Source organism: Agromyces ramosus (genome assembly GCF_030817175.1).
Classification (GTDB): Bacteria; Actinomycetota; Actinomycetes; order Actinomycetales; family Microbacteriaceae; genus Agromyces; species Agromyces ramosus_A.
On record NZ_JAUSYY010000001.1, the window covers coordinates 1,544,886 to 1,566,135 of the forward strand.

Below are 21,250 nucleotides of genomic sequence, written 5' to 3' on the forward strand. Positions count from 1 at the left end.
CGGAGGCCGGTCCCGTGCGGGACGGTGAAACCCGTCGGGCGGTGGATGCCCCCCCCACGCGGCATCCGTAGCGTGAAGGCATGCTCGAACTCCACGACGTGACCAAGCGCTACGGCGAGCGCCTCGCCCTCGATGACGTGAGCTTCACCGTCGGCGACGGCCGGCTCACCGGCTTCGTCGGCGGCAACGGCGCCGGCAAGACCACGACCATGCGCATCATCCTCGGCGTGCTCGCCGCGGACTCCGGCAGCGTCGCGATCGACGGCACCGCGGTGACGACCGCCGATCGGCGCCGCTTCGGCTACATGCCGGAGGAGCGGGGCCTCTACCCGAAGATGCGAGTACTCGAGCAGACCGTCTACCTCGCGCGCCTGCACGGCTGGAGCGCCGCGGCCGCGCGCCGGAACGCCCTCGAGCTGCTCGAGCGCCTCGGACTCGGCGAGCGCGTGAACGACACGATCGAATCGCTCTCGCTCGGCAACCAGCAGCGCGCCCAGATCGCCGCCGCACTCGTGCACCGGCCGGAGGTGCTCGTGCTCGACGAGCCCTTCTCGGGCCTCGACCCGATGGCCGTCGAGACGGTGCAGGGCGTGCTGGCGGATGCCGCGGCATCCGGTGCCCCGGTGCTCTTCTCCTCGCACCAGCTCGACATCGTCGAGCGCCTCTGCGACGACCTCGTCATCATCGCCGGAGGGCGCGTCGCCGCGGCCGGCACCGGCGACGCCCTGCGTGCCGAGCACGGCTCGGAGCGCTGGGAGCTCCTGACCTCGGGCGACGCCGGGTGGCTCCGGCAGCAGCCCGGCATCAGCGTCGAGGCGTTCGACGGCGGATGGGCCGTGTTCGAGGCCGAGACGGATTCCGCGCGCCAAGCGGCCCTCGCCGAAGCGGTCGCCCGCGGCGAGGTCATCAGTTTCAGTCGCGAGCAGACGTCGCTCGCCCAGATCTTCAAGGAGGTCGTGCGATGAGTCTCGACAGCCGCGCTCCGCGCAGCACCCGGCCGGCCGGCGAGGAGCGGCGGGCTCCCGGCTTCACCGACAACGTCGGCCTCATCGCGGGGCGCGAGATCACGATGCGCGTTCGGAGCAAGGCGTTCCTCATCTCGACCGGAGTGCTGATGCTCGCCGTCCTGGCGTCGGTCGTGCTCGGCAGCATCTTCGGGGCGCAGGCCGAGACCACGAAGGTGGCCGTGGTCGCGGGCGCGTCGGCCGTGGTCGACGGCGACGAATCGCTCGATGCGGTGCCGGCCGCCAACGAGGCGGAGGCGGAACAGCTGCTGCGCGACGGCGAGGTCGAGGCGATCGTGGCGCCCGCGGCATCCGACCCCCTCGGCATCGTGGTGATCGGACTCGACTCGGAGCCGAAGTCGGTGGTCTCCGCGCTCTCGGTGAGGCCCACGGTCGAGCTGCTCGACCCGGCGGCCGTCGACCCGACGCTCGCGTACCTCGTCGCATTCGGATTCGGCATCGTGTTCTTCATGTCCGCCCTCACCTTCGGCACGACGATCGCGCAGTCGGTCGTCGAGGAGAAGCAGACCCGCGTCGTCGAGATCCTGCTGTCGACGGTGTCGGCGCGGGCCCTGCTCACCGGCAAGGTGATCGGCAACAGCGTGCTCGCGTTCGGCCAGATCATCGCCATCGCGGTGCTCGCGATCCTCGGGCTCATCGTGACCGGCCAGCGCGTGCTGCTCGGCGGCCTCGGGACATCCGTCGTCTGGTTCGTCGTGTTCTTCGCGATCGGCTTCGTGATGCTCGCCGCCCTCTTCGCCGCGACCGCTGCCATGGTGTCGCGCGCAGAGGACATCGGTTCGGTCACCACGCCCGTGACGATGCTCGTGATGATCCCGTACTTCCTCGTGATCTTCTTCAACGACAACCCCACGGTGCTCGCGATCATGAGCTACGTGCCGTTCTCCGCGCCGGTCGGCATGCCGATGCGGATCTTCCTCGGTGACGCGGCGTGGTGGGAGCCGTTCGTCTCCCTCGCGATCCTGCTCGCGACGGCGGCGCTCGCGGTGTGGGTCGGCGAGCGCATCTACCGCAACTCGCTGCTGAAGACGGGCGCCCGGGTGAAGCTCGCGGAGGCGCTGCAGGGCTGACCGGGCACGCGGCCGCCGTCCGGGTCACCGGCGGCGGCCGCGCGGAGTGAGCTCGAGGCGCTCGGCCTTCTCCTTCACGGATGCCTCGTGCATCACCTCCTGCCGCACCAGGTCCATGATGTTGTCGTACTGCTGCCTGGCTGCGGCCTCCACCAGGCCCGAGGCGGGACTCGGCGGCTCGTTGCCGCGGCGTTCACCGTTCGTCTTGGCCGCGCCGCCCTCCTTCATCTCGTTCTCGGCCCGGATCGCGTCGATGGTGCGGGACACCGCGTCCTTGCGGGCGGTCTCGACGGCTCCCTGGATGCGGGCCAGGGCGTCATCGGCATCGCGGTCCGACAGTCCGACCTGACCTGAGACGCGGCCCCGGCTGATGTTCTCCACGATGCGCGAGTCCACCAGCAGGTTCTTGATGGTGTAGCTCATGGCATTGTCGGCGGGCGTCTTGATGCGGGCCGCGCGCTCGTAGATCATGATCGTCGTCTGCCGGTTGTCGGCGCGCGAGCCGCGCCACGGCATGTACTGCTTCAGGGCCGCCCAGACGGACTTGCCGACCGCGAACGGGATGACGTGCTCGGACTCCGTCCAGTGCAGGCGGTGTCCGCCGCGGTTGCTCGGCGGCTTCGCCCCGTGCATGCCGATCGTTCCGATCCCCGGCGCAGGCCCGACGGGCTCGCCGCGGCTCTTGCGTCCCGACGTGGTGACGAAGGCGGTGGTGGCATCGACCAACTGCCGGAAGAGCGCGGCGGCCTGGTCCTTGAGTCCTTCGGCACGGGCCTTGGCCGCGGCGTCCTGCGGCGAGGCATCCAACGTCCTGACGGTCGCGACGTAGTCCCTGATCGTCGCCCGGTAGCGCGCCTCGAGCTCTCGCACGGTGGGGGTTGGCGCCGCCTGCGCGCTGGGCTGCGGCGTCGAGGCGGTGTAGAGCAGCTCGGGTGCACCCTTCTTCGAGTACACGGAGTGCTTCTCGCCGTTCGCCTCGAACTCCTGGCGGAACGCGATGCCGAGCATGCGGTCCTTCAGCTTGCGGATGGCTTCGCCGGCTCCGGCGACCTTGCCCTTGGCCCACGCCTTCCCCGCCTCCGCCTTGCCCTTCACCCAGGCCCTGCCCGACTCGACCTTCGCCTTCACCTTCGCGCTGATGCCCTTGGCCGCGCGGATGATCGGGCCGGCGAGCTTCAGCCCGGTCTTGATCACGAAGTCGAGTGCCTTGTTGACCGGCTTCTGGAGCGCCTGCACGATCGAGCGGATCTTCTCGCCGATGCCGCCGATGCCGAGCACGCTGGCGATGAAGCCGATGAGGATCGGCACCATCTGGCCGAGTGCGCTCTCGATCTTGTCGACGACCGCCGAGACGTTGCCCTTCGCGATGTCGACGACGCCGTCGATGACGGTGTTCACGAACTGCGCGATGCGCGCCGCGTTGTTCACGAAGAACATCACGACGTCGTAGATGAGCTTGCACGCCTTGATGAAGGCGGCCGCCGGGTTCAGCAGGCTGATGAGCCAGGTGATGCCCGCGGTGATGATCTTCGTGATCACGAAGTCCTCGAGCTGCGTCAGGATCATGTCCTTGATGTCGCCGACCTTCTCGACGAGCTTGTCCCAGAGCCCGGCGACACCCTGCTCCTTCATCACCTGGAAGATCTCGACGCCCTTCTCCACTGCGGCCATCGCCTTCTCGCCGATCTGGAGCACGATCCGGTTGCGGATGTTCGCCCACGTGAGGCCGAAGACCGACGCGAGCAACTTGACGACGCCCTTGAGGTCGAAGGTGTCGGGGATCTCGATGCCGGCGTCGCCCAGTTGGCCGAACAGCCACCCCATGAGTCCCTTCTTCAGGTGGGTGGTGATGTTGGCGAAGAACTTGTCGATGCCACCCTTGATGCCGCTGATCAGGTTGCCGAGGAAGCCGACCGGGTCGCCGATGATGTCGCCGATGACGCTCGCCGCTCGCGCCAGCACGTTCGCGAGCATCGAGGCGAGCTCGCGGATGGTGTTGATCACGGCCTTGATCGCGCCGATCGCCTTGTCGACGAGCCCCTTGTTCTCGGCCTGCAGCGCCTCGATGCGCTCGTCGAGGCCCTTGCGAGCCTCGACGTACTTCGTGGCGAGGGTCTGGACGACCTCGTTCTCCTTGTCCTTCACGTCGCTCTCGAGCTGCTCGAAGCGGTCGCCGATCTCCGTGGCGGCCTCGGAGCCGACCTTCTGCAGGTCTTGCGGGAGCGACTTCACGTAGCTCGCGATCTCGGCCCGGCCCTTCGCGATGCGCTGCTTCGCCGCCGTGAGGTCGGCGGCCACGATGTCGGCCACGCGCGAGATGACGCCGTCCATCTTCGCGAGGTACAGCTCGCGACCGGCCTCGTAGAACTCGTTGACCTTGTCCGGCATGCCGAAGAGCTTGTCCTTCGCCCAGCGGATGCCTCCGAGCCATCCGCCGTACCGGTCCTTCTTGTAGGCCGACATCTTGGCTGCGACATACGACTCGAAGGCGGCCTTCGCGCCGGCCTCGCCACGCTCGAACTCCGCCTCGACCTTGGGGTCGAGCCCCTCGAGGATCTTCTTCACGTCGGCCTCGGTCGCGTTGAAGATGCCCTGGATCTTGGCCGTGACCTCGGCGCGCTTCTGCTCGTCCTTGGACTTCGCCTTGCCCTTGTCGGCGACGAGCTTGGCGAGCGCGGCGCCCTTCGCGCCCTGCATCCCCTGCACGCCGGCCGCGGTCGCGGCGCCGGCCTGCACCTTCCCCTGCGCGATCGTCGCCTGCTCCTGCTGGCGGTATTCACCCGGCGCCGTGTCGGCGTGCTCGGCGGCGGTGCGCTTGTCGGCCAGCGCACCCTGGAACGACGGCTCGCCGGACTTCGCGAGCTGCTCGTCGGTGACGTGGGCGTCGGTCATCTCCTGGCCGACCTCGTGCTTGCCGGCCTCGAGGTTGACCTGTTCGGGCGGTGCCGTCTTGGGCACCGCGCCTGCCGCCGGGATCGGAGCGACCTGGCCGGGGTCCTCCTGGGGCATCGGCGTCACCGGCTTCGCCACCGCCTTGGACTGGTCGGGTGGCGCCTCGGTCGCCGTTTCGATGTCCTTGGCCGATCCCTCCTTGCCCTGGGTGACGAGGCCCTTCACCTCGCCCTTGACCTCGCCGGCCTTGCCGGACTCCGCGTAGTCGTCGGCCTCCTTCAGCGTCTTCGGCGACTTCGCCTCGATCGCCGCCTTCACCGCGGCGATGAACGCCTTCTTGTCGAAGCTGCCCGGCTGCTGCGCGTCCATCGAGTCGGCCTTCGCGGCCTTCGCCTGACCTGCGATGTCGTCGGTGGGCGGCACGGCGGCATCCTGCGCCTCCTTCGCCTTCGACGCGGCGGGCGGATGTGCGCGCTTCGCCGAGGCGAACCCCTTCACGCTGCCCGTGACCTGCGCGAACGCCGGGTCCTGTGCGGGTTTCACGCCCGGCGGCGCCACCGGTGGCAGCAGCAGCTTGTCCGCCGTCAGCGGCACGGGTGCTGCGGCCGCCGCGATGGCACCGGACATCGAGGCGACGGATGCCCCGCCCGCGCCCTTCGCCGCAGCGCCCCGCAGCTTCGGCTTCGCGGCGGCGGCCTTGCCGAGCGGCGAGACGGCGGGCACGGGCTTCGGCGGCGGAACCGGCTTCTTCGGTGGGACGGAGCCCGGGCCGAAGCCGGTCCGCGTCACCGAGAGCGCGGAGGCGGGCGGCTTCACGCCCTCGAGGTCGACCGGGATGCCGACGGCCTTGGCCTCCTTCAGCCCCTTCTCGACGGTGTCGACCTCCGGCTCGTCGCGCTTGACCTCGCGGATCGCGGCGTCGATCTCGACACGGGCTTCGTCGCCGGGCCACTTCAGCTTCGCGGCCATGAGGGCGCTGACGGCGGCGTTGCCGGCGCTCCGCTGGAGGGCGAGCATCGCAGCCGGGCCGCCCGAGCCGCCCGAGCCGCCCGTTTCACGCGGCGAGGCGCGCCCTCCTGCACCGGCGGTCCGTTGTCGGCCGTCGGTGAGGGCGCTGGTCATCGCAGCCCGAGTGGCGATGGCCGAGTGTTGTGCGCCGGCCATGCTTCGAGCGTGACCCGCAGGGTCGTGCTCGACGCGCCCGGGCAGGCCGGCGGCGGGGCATCCTCAGCTGCCCGAACGGGCAGCACTGCGCCGAGGTGGGAGGATGGGTCGGTGACCGATCAGCTCCACGACAGCGCCCTCCGCGGCTTCGCCTCCGACAACTACTCGGGCGTGCACCCGGTGGTCCTCCTCGCGATCGCGACCGCCAACAGCGGCCACCAGGTCGCCTACGGCGAAGACGTCTACACCGAGCGCCTCCAAGAGGTGTTCGCCCACCACTTCGGCAACGGCGTCGAGGCGTTCCCCGTCTTCAACGGCACGGGGGCGAACGTCACCGGCCTGCAGTCGATGCTGCCCCGCTGGGGAGCGGTGATCTCGGCGTCGACCGCGCACATCAACTCCGACGAGGGCGGTGCGCCCGAGCGCGTGGGCGGCATCAAGCTCCTCACGGTGCCGACGCCCGACGGCAAGCTCACCCCCGAGCTCATCGATCGCGAGGCATGGGGCTGGGGCGACGAGCACCGCGCACAGCCGCTCGTCGTGTCGATCACGCAGACCACCGAGCTCGGCACGGCGTACTCCGTCGAGGAGATCCGCACGATCGCCGACCACGTGCACGAGCACGGCATGAAGCTGCACATGGACGGCGCGCGCATCTCGAACGCCGCCGCCTCGCTCGACCTGCCGCTGCGGGCCTTCACCCGCGACGCCGGCGTCGACGTGCTGAGCTTCGGCGGCACCAAGAACGGGGCGCTCGGCGCCGAGGCGATCGTGGTGCTGAACCCCGCGGCATCCGAGGGCCTGAAGTACCTGCGCAAGCTCAACATGCAGCTCGCCTCGAAGATGCGCTTCGTCTCGGCGCAGCTCATCGCGCTGCTCGAGGGCGACCTCTGGCTCGAGAACGCGAGCCACTCCAACGCGATGGCCCGGCGGCTGCGCGACGCGCTCGATGCGGGCATCGCCGCGGGTGAGCTGCCCGGCCTCGGCTTCACCCAGCAGACGCAGTCCAATGGCGTCTTCGCGACCCTGCCGGCGGGCGTGGCCGACCGGTTGCGCGAGCGCTTCCGGTTCTACGACTGGGATGCCGCGCGGGGCGAGGTGCGCTGGATGTGCTCGTTCGACACGACCGAAGACGACATCGACGCGTTCGTCGATGGCATCCGCGAGGAGCTCGCGCGCGCCTAGCCGCGTTCGCGTCGGCCTGCGCGCCCGCCCTGGGCCCGCCCTGAGCCCGCCTCGGCCCGCTCGAGTGCGGGCTCGGCTGCCTTCCTGAGAGCATGCATAAACATGGAATAACGGATGGCCCGCGGCGTTGTACCGGGCGGGACGACGATGCCCCGGCATCCATTCGCTCGCCAGAAAGCCGCACTCGCATGACGCTCATCACCGACCTCACGTCCAACAGCTCGCGCAACGCCGACACCGACGCGCCGCTCATCACCCCACTCGTCGAGCGCTGGAGCCCACGCGCCTACGATCCGACCGCCGAGGTCGCCCCCACGGTCATCCGCACGATCCTCGAGGCCGCGCGCTGGGCCCCGTCGGCGAACAACGTGCAACCGTGGCGCTTCATCGTCGCCCGCCGCGGCACCGCCGCGTTCGCGACCGTGCACGACGCGATGGCCGGCTTCAACCAGGCTTGGGCCGACTCGGCCGCGCTTCTCATCGTGAACGTCGCCGAGACCGTCGACGTCGAAGGCAAGGCCCGGCCGTGGGCACGGTACGACCTCGGCCAGGCGGTCGCGCACCTCACGGTGCAGGCGCAGCACGAGGGCCTGCACACCCACCAGATGGGCGGCTTCGACGCGGCGAAGATCCACGCCGCATTCCACCTCGCCCCGAGCCTCGAGGTCGTCTCGATCACCGCGATCGGCGTGCTCGGCGACCCCGACACGCTGCCCGCCCCGCTGCGTGAGCGCGAGGTCGCGCCGCGGCTGCGCAAGCCGCTCGCCGAGCTCGTGCTCGCGGGCGAGTAGTCGGCGCGAGCCGACTCAGCCGGCGCGCTGCTCGCGCAGGTACGCCCGCAGCTGCTCGACCACCAGGTCATGGTCGTCTTCCTGGGGCAGCCCCGAGACGCCCACGGCCCCGATGATGCCGGCACCGACGATGCGGATCGGCACCACCCCGCCGTGCGCCGCGTACTCGCCCGGGTCGAGTCGGGCGTTGGTGTTGAAGTCCTCGCCCTTCGCGCGGAACTCCTCGCCCACGAGCATGGACGCATGCCCGAAGCGCTGCACCACGCGGTGCTTGCGATCGAGCCACGCGTCGTTGTCGGCACTCGCGCCGGGAAGCGCCGTGTGGAAGACGCGCTGGGGACCGAACCAGATCGCGATGGCGACCGGATGCCCCGCCGCCACCGCCGCGGCACGGAGGCGACCGCCGAGCTCCCAGGCATCGTCGAGCGTGAAGCGGCTGAACTGGAGTTCCGCCTCTTCGGCGAGGAGCCGGTCGAGCAGGTCGAGTGAGCCGCTCATGGCCGCAGCAGCACCTTGATCGCGCGGCGCTCGTCCATTGCCGCGTACGCCTCGGCCGCGTCGGCGAGCGGGAGCTCGAGGTCGAACACCCGGCCGGGCTCGATCGCCCCCGAGAGCACGTCGGGCAGCAGCTCCTCGATGTAGCCGCGCACCGGTGCGATGCCCCCGTTCACGCCCACGTTGCGGTTGAAGAGCGGTCGCACGGGCAGCTCGGGCCCGCCGTTCGGGGCGCCGACGTAGCCGACCATGCCGCCAGGGCGGGTCGAGCGGATGGCCTGGTCCATCGACTCCTTCGTGCCGACGCACTCGAGCACCCGGTCGGCGCCGATGCCGTCGGTGAGCTCCTGCACGCGGGCGATGCCCTCGCTGCCGCGTTCCTCGACGATGTGCGTCGCCCCGAACTCCCGGGCGAGCGCTTGGCGCTCCGGATGTCTCGACATCGCGATGATCGTCGTCGCCCCCAGTCGCTTCGCCGCGATGATCGCGCACAGCCCGACCGCGCCGTCGCCGACGACGGCAACCGAGTCGCCTGGCGCGACGCCGGCCGAGACCGCGGCGTGGTGCCCGGTGCCCATCACATCGGAGAGCGTGAGCAGCCCCGGTACCTGCTCGTCGGCGATCGGGCCGGGCACGGACACGAGGGTCCCGTCGGCGAGCGGCACGCGCACGCGCTCGCCCTGGCCGCCGTCGGCGAACCCCCCGAGCTGGTCGTCGCCGCCCCACCAGCCGCCGTTCAGGCACGAGGTGGTGACGCCGTTGCGGCAGTTGATGCAGGTGTTGTCGCACACGTAGAACGGGGCGATCACGAAGTCGCCCACGGCGACAGCGGCGACATCCGGCCCGACCGCCTCGACCACGCCGACGAACTCGTGGCCGATGCGGTGCGCCTCGTGCGTCGGGGTGATGCCGCGGTAGGGCCACAGGTCGGAGCCGCACACGCACGCGGCGACCACCCGGACGATCGCATCGCCGCCGGTCGAGAGCGTGGGATCGGGCACGGTCTCGACGCGGATGTCACGTGGGGCGTGGATGACAGTCGCAAGCATGACCCCGAGCCTACGCGTGGCGCCCCTCAGACGTGCGGCACGAACTCCTGCCACGCGAGCCGCTTGCCGCGTCGCGGGTCGAACTCGACGCGGTCGACGCGATCGAACACGAGGGTCCGTCGTTCCCGCTCGTCGTAGTGCGGCCAGTCGGGCCCCGGAGCGCCGGATGCCGCGAAACCGGCCCAGTGCCGTTGCATCCGTCGCCCGACCTCGCGGAACATGCGTCGCCCGCCGAGCAGCGTGAGCGCCGCGCCGACGGGGGTGTCGAACTTCTCGAAGAGGGCGAAGAGCTCGAGCCCGTGCGTGGCATCGAGGCCGAGGAGCCTGGCGGTGCGCGGCGCTGCGTCGAAGCGGTAGCAGTACACCGGCGCGAAGCGCGAGTGGCGTTCGGCGACCTTCACGGTGGGGAACCAGAACGTGAAGTCGCCGCCGAAGTCGGCGGCGGGTCGTCGCTCGGGCAGGCCCGGGTACTGCCGCTTGATCGCCTTGCGCGCCTTCTTGCTCGTGTTCGCGAAGATGGCACGGATACGTGTCTTCGTCGTCGGCAGGATGCCGATGCGTCCTTCGAACAACGAGCCCTCCCGGTCGTTCGTTCCGATGACGAGCGGCACCCGGTGCGCGAGGCCGTCGCGGAACGCGTCGAGTGGGCGGTGCGGCAGGACGTCGCCATCGATGACCGGGGCGAGGCTGATCGTGCCGGGGTGCTCATCAGGCGTGCGGATGCTGAGCGCGGTCGTCGCCTCGGCGAGCAGCATCGGGTCGGCCGCGCAGAGCATCGCCGCCGCGGCATCCGTCGATTCGCTCTCGACGTCGTCGTCATCGACGAGCCCGCTGAGGATCCCGACGTACTCGCGCGCCCACTGCGCGGCCGTCTCGGGAAGGTAGACGGCGTTCGCGGGCGAGCTCTGGGCGATCGCGCGCGCGAACAGCCCTTCGGCGGCCGGCACGGTGAGCAGCGTCGTGACGGCGTTGGCGCCCGAGGACTCGCCGAACAGCGTCACGTTGCCGGGGTCGCCTCCGAACGCGCGGATGTTGCGGCGCACCCAGTCGAGGGCGGCCACCTGGTCGCGAAGCCCGAGGTTGCACTCGATCGGTCGCTCGGACGTCGAGTAGGCGCGGAAGTCGATCCAGCCGAGTGCGCCGAGCCGGTAGTTGAGGCTCACATAGACGACGCCATGGCGGCGCGCGAGGCGCTCACCCTGGCGCGGGTACTCGCCCGATGAGCCGACGCTGTACGCGCCGCCGTGGATGAACACCATGACGGGCCGCCCTCGACCCGGCGCATCGCCGTCGTCCGGGGAGATGACATTCACCGTCAGGCAGTCCTCGCTACGCGGCAGGTGGCCGGCGGCGCCGATGAACTGACCCTTCCGCTTCTGCGGAGCGACCGGGCCGAACTCCTCGGCATCGCGCACGCCGTCCCAACCGGGTACCGGCCGCGGCGCACGGAAACGAGCGTCGCCGGCGGTCGACGCCGCGTACGGGATGCCCCGCCAGCGCCGCACCCCGTTCGTCCGCGTTCCTCGCACGGCACCCGCGTCCGTCTCGATGACGAGCTCGCGTGGCGTCCCCTCACGCAACAGCATGACGGCAGCGTAGAGCCGGAAGGTGAACCCCGGGTGTGCGATGTCGGTGGAGTCCGGCAGAATGCTCTGGTGATCAGCATCAGGAGCTTCTGGGGCGCACTGCCCCGTGAGGGGCGATGGCTGCTGTCGACCGTCGCGATCCAGACGCTCGGCCGTGGGCTGACCCTGCCGTTCACGATCATCTACCTGCACGAGGTGCGCGGCTTCGACCTCGGCCTGTCCGGCGCGCTGATGAGCCTCATCGCCATCGTCGGTCTCATCGTCACGGGCCCGGGCGGCACCCTCATCGACCGGTTCGGCGCCCGCAAGATCCTGCTCGTCGGGCTGGCGGCGATGATCGCCGGCTGCACGCTGCTCGCCTTCGCGACCCACCCCGCGGTCGCGGCCGTCGGCCTGATCCTCATCGGGGTGAACTTCGGCGTCTCGTGGCCCGGCTTCAACGCTTTGATCGCCGCGGTGGTCAAGGGCGACCTTCGTCAGCAGTACTTCGGCGTCAACTTCGCCCTCGTCAACCTCGGCATCGGCGTGGGCGGCATCATCGGCGGGTTCTACGTCGACGTCGACTCCCCCGAGACGTTCACGGTGATCTTCCTCGTCGACGCCATCAGCTGCCTCATCCCGGCGGCGCTGCTGCTCGGGCCGCTCCGACACGTGAGAACCCAGTCGGTGCCCGACCACGGCGCGCCGCCCGTCGGCGGCTACCGCGAGATCCTTCGCCAGCCCGCTGTGCTGTGGCTGACGCTGCTCACCTTCCTCGCGATGTTCATCGGCTACGGCCAGATGGAGGCCGGCTTCCCGGCCTACGCGCGGCAGGTGGCCGAGGTCTCCACCCAGGTGATCGGCTTCGCGTTCGCCGTCAACACCGTGGTCATCGTCCTGCTGCAGTTCACGGTGCTCAGGCTCATCACCGGCAAGCGGCGCACTCGCGTCATGTGGGTGATGGCGCTCGTGTGGGCGGCATCGTGGTTGATCCTGGGCGCGGCGGGGCTGCTGCCCGACTCGCTGGCGGCCGCGATCGGAGTGCTGGCGTTCATGGGCGTGTTCGCCTTCGGCGAGACCCTGCTGCAACCCACCGTGCCCGCGATCTACAACGACCTCGCCTCCGATCACAACCGCGGCCGCTACAACGCCATCAACTCGGCGGCGTTCCAGGGTGGGGCGATCGCCGGGCCGATCGCGGCCGGCCTACTGCTCGACCAGGGTCTCGACGCCGTCTACATCGGTGTCATGGTCGTCGGATGCCTCGGCATCGGCGTCCTCTCCACCGCGCTCGAGCGCCGCATCCCCGCGAGCGCCAACGGCGTGCCCACGCCCGAGTCGGTCAGCGGCTGACGCCGCCCACCAGCCTCACTCGTCGATGATCTCGGCATCGACGACGTCGTCGTCGGCCGGCCCTGCGTCACGGTCGCCGAGCACGACCTCGGCCTTCGCGACCGTGAGCGATTCCCCATCGTCGGCGAGCGCGACCATGACGTGGTCGCCGTCGCGGATCTCGCCCGTGAGCAGGGCCCGCGCGAGGCGATCGTCGATCTCGTGCTGCATGAGCCGGCGCAGGGGCCGCGCCCCGTAGAGCGGGTCGTACCCGCGCTCGGCGAGCCACGCCCTGGCGTCGGGCGTGACGCCGAGCTCGAGGCGACGCTCGTGCAGGCGGGTCGAGAGCCGGTCGATGTAGAGGTTCACGATCTCGCCGAGCTCGTCCTCGGTGAGCGACGAGAAGACGACGATGTCGTCGAGCCGGTTGACGAACTCGGGCTTGAACGCCTGCCGCACGGTCTGCAGCACCGCCTGCTCCTTCTCGTTCCACGAGAGCGTCGGGTCGATGAGGTACTGCGATCCGAGGTTCGAGGTCAGCACGAGGATGACGTTGCGGAAGTCCACCGTGCGCCCCTGGCCGTCAGTGAGGCGCCCGTCGTCGAGCACCTGCAGGAGCACGTCGAACACCTCGGGGTGCGCCTTCTCCACTTCGTCGAGGAGGATCACCGAGTACGGGCGCCGGCGCACGGCCTCGGTGAGCTGGCCGCCCTGCTCGTAGCCGATGTATCCAGGGGGCGCTCCGACCAGGCGTGAGACCGAGAACTTCTCGCCATACTCCGACATGTCGATGCGCACCATGGCGTGCTCGTCGTCGAAGAGGAAGTCGGCGAGGGCCTTCGCGAGCTCGGTCTTCCCGACACCGGTCGGGCCGAGGAAGAGGAAGGAGCCGGTCGGCCGGTTCGGATCGCTGATGCCCGCGCGCGAACGACGCACGGCGTCGGCGACCGCGGCGACGGCGCGCTTCTGGCCGATGAGCCGCTTGCCGAGCTCGGACTCGAGGTGCAGCAGCTTCTCGGTCTCGCCCTGGAGCAGTCGGCCGACGGGAATGCCGGTCCACGCGGCGATGACCTGCGCGATGTCCTCTTCGGTGACCTGCTCGTTCACCATGCGCGGCTCGTCGGGCGCATCTTCGGCCTGCTCGGCCTCGACGAGGTCGCGCTCGAGCTGCTTGATGGTCTCGTACTCGAGCTTCGAGGCGCGAGCGTAATCGGCCTCGCGCATGGCGCGGTCGCGCTCGGTGATCGCCTCGTCGAGTCGCTTCTTGAGTTCGCCGACACGGTTCAGTCCCATGCGCTCCCGCGCCCAGCGCGCCTCGAGCTCCGCGAGCTCGCGCTCCTGCTCGACGAGGGTCTCGCGCAGCTTCGCGAGCCGCTCCTTCGAGGCGTCGTCCTTCTCCTTCTTCAGTGCGAGTTCTTCGAGCCGCATGCGGTCGACCTGGCGCTTGAGCTGGTCGATCTCGACGGGAGAGGAGTCGATCTCCATCTTGAGGCGCGACATCGCCTCGTCGACGAGGTCGATGGCCTTGTCGGGCAGCTGCCGCGCTGAGATGTAGCGATTGGAGAGGGATGCCGCGGCGACGAGCGCGGCATCCGAGATGGTCACGCCGTGGTGCGCCTCGTAGCGTCCCTTGAGCCCGCGGAGGATCGCAACGGTGTCTTCGACGCTCGGCTCGCCGACGTAGACCTGCTGGAAGCGGCGCTCGAGCGCGGCGTCCTTCTCGACGTACTCGCGGTACTCGTTGAGGGTCGTGGCGCCGATGAGGCGCAGCTCGCCGCGGGCGAGCATCGGCTTCAGCATGTTCGACGCGGCCACGGAGCCCTCGCCGCCGCCCGCGCCCATGAGCAGGTGCAGCTCGTCGACGAACGTGATGATGCGGCCCTCGGCGTCGTTGATCTCCTTCAGCACCGCCTTCAGGCGCTCCTCGAACTGGCCGCGGTACATCGCTCCGGCAACGAGCGCCGAGATGTCGAGCGCGATGAGCTGCTTGTTCTTGAGCGACTCCGCCACGTCGCCCGCGACGATGCGTTGCGCGAGCCCCTCGACGACCGCGGTCTTGCCGACGCCGGGCTCGCCGATGAGCACCGGGTTGTTCTTCGTGCGCCGGGTGAGCACCTGGCTGACGCGCCGGATCTCGGCGTCTCGCCCGATGACGGGGTCGAGCTTGCCCGCCTTCGCGATCTCGGTGAGGTTGACGCCGTACTGTTCGAGCGCCGACTTCTGCTCCTCTTGCGAGCTCGGCGCGCCCTGCATGTTCGCCACGGGAATCCCTTCTTCAAACTTGAGCCTACTAGACTCAACTTTGCCGGGAGGGTTGATATTCCGGATTCCGACCGAATCTCCCCCGATTCACGTTAGGCGGATGCCTCGGGGCACGCCAGCCCCTGGCCGCCAGCGCGGGTGCCGTCGCTTCAGCCGCGCACGTCGGCGACCATCTTCGTGCTTACCACGCCGTCGGGCGTCGGCACGTCGAAGCGCACGGGCATGCCGGCGTGGCCGAGCGCGAACCAGAACGTCGCGACCGGGCTCTCGGCGCCGGGCCCGAGCCGGGTGTCGTAGCGCAGGCAGTCGACCCGCCCGATGGGCAGCTCGAGCGTCTCGCGCGAGCGCGTCGTGCGATCGGATGGGAACGCCGCGTGCTCCTGCAGCTCGAGCCACGTCGACCGCTCCCGCTCGATCTCGCCCTCGACGCCGCCATCGGCGCCGACCCGCCAGTGCTCGATGACCGCGCCGGACTCGTCGCCCTCGGCGAATCGGTTCACGCGTTCGAACGGCTCGCCCTGCCCCGGCTCCACGAGCAGTCGGATGAGCCGCCCGTCGGGGCATCCCGCCCGGATCTCGTCGGCCGTGAAGGGCGTCGGGAGCAGGCCGGGGCCGAGGACGTGCGGATCGGACAGGTCGGGCGCGTCGCTCATGGCGCCATTCTGCGTCATCCGCCGTCATGCGCGCAGGTTCGCGGCGAATTCCATGGTTCCTCAGACGTTCGTCGGCAAGGCTGGAAGCCCGACGACTTGGAGCAGCATGCAGCGACGTACGAAGATCATCACCGCCTCGATCGTCGCGGGCGCCCTGCTGCTCGGTGGCGTGGCGGCGATAGCGGCCCCGATCTTCTATCGGGACGTCATCGTCGGCGAAGCGGATGCCGCGCCCACCGTCACTGCGGCGCCGAGCGCGACCGATGCTGCGACCGACGCCGCGATCGACCCGGCCGACCTCTCCGGCGACTGGACGGTGGCCGACGGCTCGTTCGCGGGCTACCGCGTCGACGAAGTGCTGAACGGCACGGATGTCACGGTCACGGGCCGGACCGACGAGGTCACCGGATTGCTCACCGTCGAAGGGCTCGAGCTCACGGGAGCCGAGCTCACGGTCGACGTCGCCTCGATCGCCACCGACTCGAGCTCGCGCGACTCCTACTTCCGCGACAACGCGCTGCGGGTGTCGCAGTTCCCGACGGCGACGTTCGTGCTGACCGACACCGTCACCGCGGCCGCCCCGCCCGCCGTCGGCGGCGTGCAGACCATCAGCGCCACGGGCGACCTCACGATCGCCGGCGTGACGAGGTCGGTGACGGTCGAGCTCGAGGCGGTGCTGAACAGCACCGACGGACAGGTCGCCGGCAGCATCCCGATCACGTTCGCGGACTTCGGGGTCGAGGCGCCGAACCTCGGGTTCGTGTCGGTCGAGCCCGACGGCTTCATCGAGTTCTCGCTCGTCATCCGCCCCGCCTGAGTTGCGCGATCACCACCGATCGCGCACGCCCATCCGCTGCCGACGCTCCGTGACGCCTGCGGGCCTCGCGGCGGCGGTCACCGATCCCTGCTGAAGAACTCCCCGAGCACATCTGCCACCTCGCGAGGCGCCTCCTCCGCCATGTGATGGCCCGATTCGATGCGGTGCCCTTCGACGTCGTCGGCCCAGTCCTTCCAGATCAGTCGTGGATCGCCGTGCAGTTCCTCGAGGTCGTCTCGCGTCGACCACATCAGGCACAGCGGAACCTCGATCCGGCGCCCGGCCGCGCGGTCGGCCCGCTCATCGTCGGCGTCGATCGTGAGGCCCGCACGATAGTCCTCGAGCATGGCCCGGACGGTGGCCGGGTCGCGGATCGCGGTCATGAGCTCGGCATGGTTGGCCGCGCCCATCGTCGCGGGGTCGGCCTTCGGCCGGTACCACGCCTCGGGATCGGCCATGATCACCCGCTCCGGCACGTCGGGCTGCGCGAAGAAGAACCAGTGCCACCAGGCGGTCGCGAAGCGTGCATCGGTCCGCCGAAGGTGCTCGGTGATCGGAATGCAGTCCATGAGCGCGACCCGCTGGACGAGGTCGGGGTGGTCGAGCGTCAGACGCATCGCGACGTAACTGCCGCGATCGTGTCCCGCGAGCAGGATCCGGTCATGACCGAGCTGGCGGGCCACCTCGCGGATGTCGGACGCGGCCGCCCGTTTCGAATGAGGCGCATGGTCATCTTGGGGTGCCGGTCCGCGTGAGCGCCCGTACCCGCGCAGGTCGGGGCAGACGACGCTGAATCCGTGCTCGAGCAGCAGGGGTGCCACTCGGTGCCACGTCGCCGATGTGCGGGGATGCCCGTGCAGCAGGTACACGGCAGGACCGCTGCCGGCGTGACGCACGAAGATGCTCGCGGCGCCGGTGTCGACCACGGTCGTCTGGAACTGTTCGAACACCCTGCCGAGCCTGCCATCGTCGCACGATCGGCGCCACCGGGTCTGCAACGGTGGATGGCGCATCGGAATGCGCCGCGGCCGCAATCGGTTGCGATGAGAAGACGACAGGAGGGCACATGCCACTCGAGGGAGAGTACGCGCCGAGCACGTCCGCCTGGGCGCGCAAGCAGGCCGAGGCGTTCGAGGCATCCGGCGGCACTGAGGCGAACATGTTGCGGGGCAAGCCGATCGTCGTCGTCACGAACGTCGGTGCGAAGTCGGGCAAGCTGCACAAGAACGGGCTGATGCGCGTCGAGCACGAGGGCGAGTACGCAATCATCGGCTCCGATGGCGGCGCGCCGAGGCATCCGGCCTGGGTGTTCAACCTGCGCGCGCACCCGCACGTCGAACTGCAAGACGGCGGCGAGAAGCACGACTACGTCGCACGCGAGGTGTCGAGCGACGAGCGCGAGCTCTGGTGGGCGCGCGCACTCGAGGTCTGGCCCGCGTACGCCGGTTACCAGGAGAAGACCGACCGGCTGATCCCGGTGTTCGTCCTCACGCGCATCGTGGTCTGAGCGGGGAAGAGCGGTGCACGGGCTGCGCGCTCAGAGCCAGCGCATCGTGAACGCGTTCGCGAGCACCACCCGCAGCGGCGGCACGGCGAGCACGCGCACCACGGCATTGCGAGCGGTGAGGCGGATGCCCCGGGCCGGGGCGCCCATCGCCATGTTGAACGCCGCCTGACGGATCGCTCGCGTGGCCGCGCTGCGACGCGCGCGATCGTAGGCGCCGAACGCCTCGAACGGCGCACCGATGTCGAGCGCCGCGGCGAGCTCGTGGTCGAGTCGCACGGCGTCGAGCCATCCGAGGTTCATGCCCTGCCCGCCGATGGGACTGATCTCGTGCGCGGCGTCGCCGACGAGGGCGACGCGTCCACGCGACATCCGCTCGGCCAGGTGCTGCCGCGCCTCGAACGCGCTCGGCTCGCCTGCCGCCTCGACGTCGAACGCCGCGCCGGTGCGCGATCGCACGATGGTCGCGAGCTGCTCGGCCGATGGCGCGACCGGCGGGCGACGCAACCTCGCGACCCAGCGCCGGCCGCCGTCGGGAAGCGGGAACGACTCCACGACGCCCGCCCGCTCGAAGTGCAGCAGGGCTGTCGAGGGCTCGCCGGTGTCGTCGCGAGTGTCGCACATCACGTAGTGCGCCCGCCCTCGCCTCGGCCGCCACGACAGGCCGAGCAGGTCACGGATGCCGCTGCGCACCCCGTCGGCACCGACAGCGTAGCGCGCCCCGACGCGCACCGGTGCGCCGGCCGCCTCGCCCGTGACCTCGATGTGGGTGCCGCGGTCGCGCAGCCCGGTCACCTCGACACCGCGGCGGAGGCTGTCCGGCCGCAGCTCCTCGAGCCGGCGCTCGAGGAGCTGCTCGGTCTCGAGCTGCGGCAGCGACCACACCGTGCCGGCCCGCGCGAACGAGAGGGCCCCGAGCACGCGCCCGTCGCACGTGACCCGGCCGCTGCGGATCTCGACGCCACGGGCGCGCACGGCGGGCTCGAGCCCGACGAGCCCGAGCGCGCGGAGGCCGGGCGGGTGGATGCCGATGGCGCGGGAGCGCCCGCCGCGCTCGATGCGCCGCTCGAGCACGACCACGTCGATCCCGCGCTTCGCGAGGAGGCAGGCGAGGAGCAGGCCCACCGCGCCGGCGCCGACGATGACGACGTGGCGGGGCTCGTGCGGCTCGGCCGGCTCGTGCGGCTCGGCTGCGGCCGACGGGTCAGCCGGCGGCATCCGCGCTCCAGATGACCTCGAGGCGAGACGGGAAGGCTCGCCGCACGCGCCAGCCCGGCGGCAGCGTCGCGGCGAGCTCGGCGGCCGTGTGGCTGCGGCGGATCGACGTGAGCCCGTCGGGGCGGATGTAGGTGCCCGAGAGGAGGTTTCCGGCGAACGGCAGCGTGCCGAGCGCGAAGCCGGCATAGCCGAGGCGGCTGCGTTCGATGTCGCCGTGCACGGCGATGCCGCCGGGGCCGAGCAGCCGCTCGGAGTCCGCGAGGAGCGCGCCGAGCTCGTGCCCCCCGAGGTGGTGCAGCACGTGGTTCGAGACGACGAGGTCGAAGCGCTCGCCGGCGTCGGCCAGGTCGCTGCTCATGGCGCGCCGCAGGATGAGCCCCGGCGGTGAGGGTTGCGCCGAGGCCCAGGCGATGGCTCGCGCGTCGGGATCGATCGCGGTGACCTCGAGCCGGAGTCCGTCGGCCTCGGCCCAGCGCAGCAGTCGTCGCGGAAGGTCAGCGCTGCCCGTGCCCACGTCGAGCATTCGCGTGGTACGACTCGAGGTGAGCCGTGGTCGCACCCAACGGCGGTACACGGCGCGCTCGCCCGAGACGACGGCGTTGACGAGCCGGAACCGCGCGTAGGTCTTGTCGAGCATTGCGGGGTCGGCGCCGGCGTCGTCCATCAACTCGCGCGCGCCGTCGTCGCGCACCGCGAGCGCCGCGAGCCCGGCCCGTGTCATGTCAGGCGCGCACCGTCATGAGCGCGGTCTCGACCGTGAGGCCCGGGCCGAACGCCATCGCGGCGACGCGATCGCCGTCGCCGGCGGCCTCGGACTCGAGGATGTTCTGGAGCACGAACAGCACGGTCGCGCTCGACATGTTGCCGTAGTCGCGCAGCGTCTCACGCGCGGGCACGAGCTGCGCCTCGGTGAGGCCGAGCCGCGACTCCACCTTGTCGAGGATGCTGCGGCCGCCCGGATGGATCGCCCAGTGCTCGACGGCGTCGCTCGAGCCGTCGGTCGCGAGCGCCTCGGCGAGCGCGGCGTCGTGCTCGAACAGCGGCTCGAGGGCCCCCGTGATGTGCTCGTCGATGATCGCCGGGATCGCGTTCGAGAGCACCATCTCGAAGCCGTGGTCGCCGATCTTCCACGCCATGTCCCCCTCGCCGACGGGCGTGATGCGGGTGGCGAAGCGGTCGAGGTCGAGCGTGCGCTCGCCGTCGGCGGGCGGACGCGACGTGACGATGCCCGCGGCGGCACCGTCGGCGAAGAGCGACGAGGCCACGATCGTGTCGGGGTCGTTCGACGAGCGCAGGTGCAGCGTGCACAGCTCGACGCTCACGACGAGCACGACCGCCGAGGCATCCGCTTCGCAGAGCTGTGCCGCGAGCCGGAGCGCGGGAATCGCCGCGTAGCACCCCATGAAGCCCAGGTGGTAGCGCTGCACGCCCGCCGGCAGCCCGAGCTCGCGGGCGACCATGAAGTCGGGCCCTGGCGCGTAGAAGCCCGTGCACGAGACGGTCACGACATGCGTGACGTCGGATGCCTCGACGCCCGGGCACTGCTCGAGCGCCGCCCGGCCGGCGCCCACGTAGAGCTTCGTCGCCTCTTCGGCGTAGATCTCATTGCGGGCCTTGGTGCCCGGCAGCAGGAGCTCGCCGCTCTCGACGTCGAAGAAGACCGGCACCTCGGGGTGCGCGTCGCGGCTGAGCTCCTCGAGCACCGTGTAGCGGGTCTCGATGCCCGACACGTTGAAGGAGGTCGCCACGATGCGCTGTGCGAGACGGTTCAGCCCGGGTTGCGACGCGAAGACGTCGCGCACCTCGGGCTGAACCAGCGTCGTCGACGGCACCGCCGTCGAGATCGCCCGGAGGGATACCGTCACCCGAGCAGCTTCGCCTTCGCCGCCGCGAACTCGTCGTCGCTCAGGATGCCCTGATCGCGCAGCGCCCCGAGCTTCTGCAGCTCGGCGACGAGGTCGGTGCCGCCCGCGGCGGCGGGTGCCACGGCAGCCTGCTGCGAGGCGACGCCCATCGCGGCCTGCTGCTGCGCGACCGCGTTCGCCGCCGCAGCATCCATCTGCGCCTGCTGCTGCATCGCCTCGTACTGCTGCGCCTCGTACTCCTGGTTGGCCTTCGCCTGCTGGTGGTGCGCCACTCCGCCGCTCACGACGGCGGCGGTGCCTGCGACGACGGCGGTGCGCGCGGCGATCCTGAGTGCCGGGCGTCCGAATCTCCTGAATGGCATC

The 21,250-nt window shown here is 70.6% G+C and carries 18 protein-coding genes; 7 read left to right on the forward strand and 11 right to left on the reverse strand.

Annotated elements, in window-relative coordinates; all coding sequences use genetic code 11:
• Positions 1-80 precede the first annotated feature (80 nt).
• Both QFZ26_RS07265 and QFZ26_RS07270 read left to right on the forward strand, forming a co-directional pair.
• Positions 81-965, forward strand: a complete 885-nt coding sequence (locus tag QFZ26_RS07265) for an ABC transporter ATP-binding protein (RefSeq protein ID WP_307040663.1) — start codon at positions 81-83, stop codon at positions 963-965.
• Positions 962-2,095 carry an ABC transporter permease gene (locus QFZ26_RS07270; protein ID WP_307040665.1) on the forward strand — a complete coding sequence of 378 codons (1,134 nt, stop codon included), beginning with the start codon at positions 962-964 and terminating at the stop codon, positions 2,093-2,095. Before QFZ26_RS07265 ends, QFZ26_RS07270 begins: the two co-directional genes overlap by 4 nt.
• Positions 2,096-2,119: 24 nt before the next feature.
• Here the strand turns inward: QFZ26_RS07270 and QFZ26_RS07275 are convergent, their stop codons facing one another.
• On the reverse strand, positions 2,120-6,151 hold the full coding sequence (locus QFZ26_RS07275; protein WP_307040666.1) for a phage tail protein: 4,032 nt from the start codon (positions 6,149-6,151) through the stop codon (positions 2,120-2,122).
• 111 nt (positions 6,152-6,262) lie between these two features.
• Here QFZ26_RS07275 and QFZ26_RS07280 point away from each other — a divergent pair, with 111 nt between their 5' ends.
• Positions 6,263-7,336: a threonine aldolase family protein gene (locus QFZ26_RS07280; RefSeq protein ID WP_307040668.1), complete on the forward strand. Its 1,074-nt coding sequence runs from the start codon at positions 6,263-6,265 to the stop codon at positions 7,334-7,336.
• 188 nt (positions 7,337-7,524) lie between these two features.
• Positions 7,525-8,127, forward strand: a complete 603-nt coding sequence (locus tag QFZ26_RS07285; RefSeq protein ID WP_307040670.1) for a nitroreductase family protein — start codon at positions 7,525-7,527, stop codon at positions 8,125-8,127.
• Positions 8,128-8,142: 15 nt separating this feature from the next.
• Here QFZ26_RS07285 and QFZ26_RS07290 read toward each other — a convergent pair whose 3' ends face one another.
• The 3 genes from QFZ26_RS07290 to QFZ26_RS07300 are packed head-to-tail and all read right to left on the reverse strand — an operon-like array spanning position 8,143 to position 11,257.
• Positions 8,143-8,625, reverse strand: coding sequence for a heme-degrading domain-containing protein (locus QFZ26_RS07290; protein ID WP_307040672.1), 483 nt, complete (start codon positions 8,623-8,625; stop codon positions 8,143-8,145).
• On the reverse strand, positions 8,622-9,671 hold the full coding sequence (locus QFZ26_RS07295; RefSeq protein WP_307040676.1) for a zinc-dependent alcohol dehydrogenase family protein: 1,050 nt from the start codon (positions 9,669-9,671) through the stop codon (positions 8,622-8,624). Before QFZ26_RS07295 ends, QFZ26_RS07290 begins: the two co-directional genes overlap by 4 nt.
• Positions 9,672-9,697: 26 nt before the next feature.
• A complete protein-coding gene (locus tag QFZ26_RS07300) occupies positions 9,698-11,257 on the reverse strand; it encodes a carboxylesterase/lipase family protein (protein WP_307040678.1) in 1,560 nt (519 codons plus the stop codon).
• Between the two features lie 69 nt (positions 11,258-11,326).
• Here QFZ26_RS07300 and QFZ26_RS07305 point away from each other — a divergent pair, with 69 nt between their 5' ends.
• Positions 11,327-12,589, forward strand: coding sequence for an MFS transporter (locus tag QFZ26_RS07305; protein WP_307040680.1), 1,263 nt, complete (start codon positions 11,327-11,329; stop codon positions 12,587-12,589).
• 15 nt (positions 12,590-12,604) lie between these two features.
• Here the strand turns inward: QFZ26_RS07305 and QFZ26_RS07310 are convergent, their stop codons facing one another.
• Together QFZ26_RS07310 and QFZ26_RS07315 are read right to left on the reverse strand one after the other, a co-directional pair.
• Positions 12,605-14,830 (reverse strand): ATP-dependent Clp protease ATP-binding subunit, encoded by a 2,226-nt coding sequence (locus tag QFZ26_RS07310; RefSeq protein ID WP_373460695.1) that lies wholly within the window; start codon positions 14,828-14,830, stop codon positions 12,605-12,607.
• A gap of 149 nt (positions 14,831-14,979) precedes the next feature.
• Positions 14,980-15,483, reverse strand: a complete 504-nt coding sequence (locus QFZ26_RS07315) for a hypothetical protein (RefSeq protein WP_307040682.1) — start codon at positions 15,481-15,483, stop codon at positions 14,980-14,982.
• A gap of 106 nt (positions 15,484-15,589) precedes the next feature.
• On the opposite strand from QFZ26_RS07315, the gene QFZ26_RS07320 reads away from it, so the two are divergent.
• On the forward strand, positions 15,590-16,300 hold the full coding sequence (locus tag QFZ26_RS07320) for a YceI family protein (protein ID WP_307040684.1): 711 nt from the start codon (positions 15,590-15,592) through the stop codon (positions 16,298-16,300).
• Between the two features lie 77 nt (positions 16,301-16,377).
• On the opposite strand, the gene QFZ26_RS07325 is transcribed toward QFZ26_RS07320, so the two are convergent.
• Positions 16,378-17,250 carry an alpha/beta fold hydrolase gene (locus tag QFZ26_RS07325; RefSeq protein WP_307040686.1) on the reverse strand — a complete coding sequence of 291 codons (873 nt, stop codon included), beginning with the start codon at positions 17,248-17,250 and terminating at the stop codon, positions 16,378-16,380.
• 116 nt (positions 17,251-17,366) lie between these two features.
• Here QFZ26_RS07325 and QFZ26_RS07330 point away from each other — a divergent pair, with 116 nt between their 5' ends.
• Positions 17,367-17,807 (forward strand): nitroreductase family deazaflavin-dependent oxidoreductase, encoded by a 441-nt coding sequence (locus tag QFZ26_RS07330; RefSeq protein WP_307040688.1) that lies wholly within the window; start codon positions 17,367-17,369, stop codon positions 17,805-17,807.
• 30 nt (positions 17,808-17,837) lie between these two features.
• Here QFZ26_RS07330 and QFZ26_RS07335 read toward each other — a convergent pair whose 3' ends face one another.
• From QFZ26_RS07335 to QFZ26_RS07350, 4 genes are read right to left on the reverse strand one after another with little or no spacing between them, the layout of a single operon-like run.
• Positions 17,838-19,022 (reverse strand): FAD-dependent oxidoreductase, encoded by a 1,185-nt coding sequence (locus tag QFZ26_RS07335; RefSeq protein WP_307040690.1) that lies wholly within the window; start codon positions 19,020-19,022, stop codon positions 17,838-17,840.
• Positions 19,009-19,743 carry a methyltransferase domain-containing protein gene (locus QFZ26_RS07340; protein ID WP_307040691.1) on the reverse strand — a complete coding sequence of 245 codons (735 nt, stop codon included), beginning with the start codon at positions 19,741-19,743 and terminating at the stop codon, positions 19,009-19,011. The genes QFZ26_RS07335 and QFZ26_RS07340 overlap by 14 nt, the downstream gene beginning before the upstream one ends.
• Before the next feature lies 1 nt (position 19,744).
• Entirely contained in the window at positions 19,745-20,887 is a 1,143-nt protein-coding gene (locus QFZ26_RS07345) for a type III polyketide synthase (RefSeq protein ID WP_307040694.1), read from the reverse strand.
• Complete coding sequence (locus tag QFZ26_RS07350) at positions 20,884-21,249, reverse strand: SHOCT domain-containing protein (RefSeq protein ID WP_307040695.1); 366 nt, start codon at positions 21,247-21,249, stop codon at positions 20,884-20,886. The genes QFZ26_RS07345 and QFZ26_RS07350 overlap by 4 nt, the downstream gene beginning before the upstream one ends.
• Position 21,250 lies beyond the last annotated feature (1 nt).

Coding starts and splice junctions, on each gene's coding strand:
- QFZ26_RS07275 (WP_307040666.1), bottom strand. CDS start 6,151: ATGGCCGGCGCACAACACTCGGCCATCGCCACTCGGGCTGCGATGACC.
- QFZ26_RS07315 (WP_307040682.1), bottom strand. CDS start 15,483: ATGAGCGACGCGCCCGACCTGTCCGATCCGCACGTCCTCGGCCCCGGC.
- QFZ26_RS07340 (WP_307040691.1), bottom strand. CDS start 19,743: ATGACACGGGCCGGGCTCGCGGCGCTCGCGGTGCGCGACGACGGCGCG.
- QFZ26_RS07300 (WP_307040678.1), bottom strand. CDS start 11,257: ATGCTGTTGCGTGAGGGGACGCCACGCGAGCTCGTCATCGAGACGGAC.
- QFZ26_RS07320 (WP_307040684.1), top strand. CDS start 15,590: ATGCAGCGACGTACGAAGATCATCACCGCCTCGATCGTCGCGGGCGCC.
- QFZ26_RS07350 (WP_307040695.1), bottom strand. CDS start 21,249: ATGCCATTCAGGAGATTCGGACGCCCGGCACTCAGGATCGCCGCGCGC.
- QFZ26_RS07295 (WP_307040676.1), bottom strand. CDS start 9,671: ATGCTTGCGACTGTCATCCACGCCCCACGTGACATCCGCGTCGAGACC.
- QFZ26_RS07290 (WP_307040672.1), bottom strand. CDS start 8,625: ATGAGCGGCTCACTCGACCTGCTCGACCGGCTCCTCGCCGAAGAGGCG.
- QFZ26_RS07330 (WP_307040688.1), top strand. CDS start 17,367: ATGCCACTCGAGGGAGAGTACGCGCCGAGCACGTCCGCCTGGGCGCGC.
- QFZ26_RS07285 (WP_307040670.1), top strand. CDS start 7,525: ATGACGCTCATCACCGACCTCACGTCCAACAGCTCGCGCAACGCCGAC.
- QFZ26_RS07335 (WP_307040690.1), bottom strand. CDS start 19,022: ATGCCGCCGGCTGACCCGTCGGCCGCAGCCGAGCCGCACGAGCCGGCC.
- QFZ26_RS07265 (WP_307040663.1), top strand. CDS start 81: ATGCTCGAACTCCACGACGTGACCAAGCGCTACGGCGAGCGCCTCGCC.
- QFZ26_RS07270 (WP_307040665.1), top strand. CDS start 962: ATGAGTCTCGACAGCCGCGCTCCGCGCAGCACCCGGCCGGCCGGCGAG.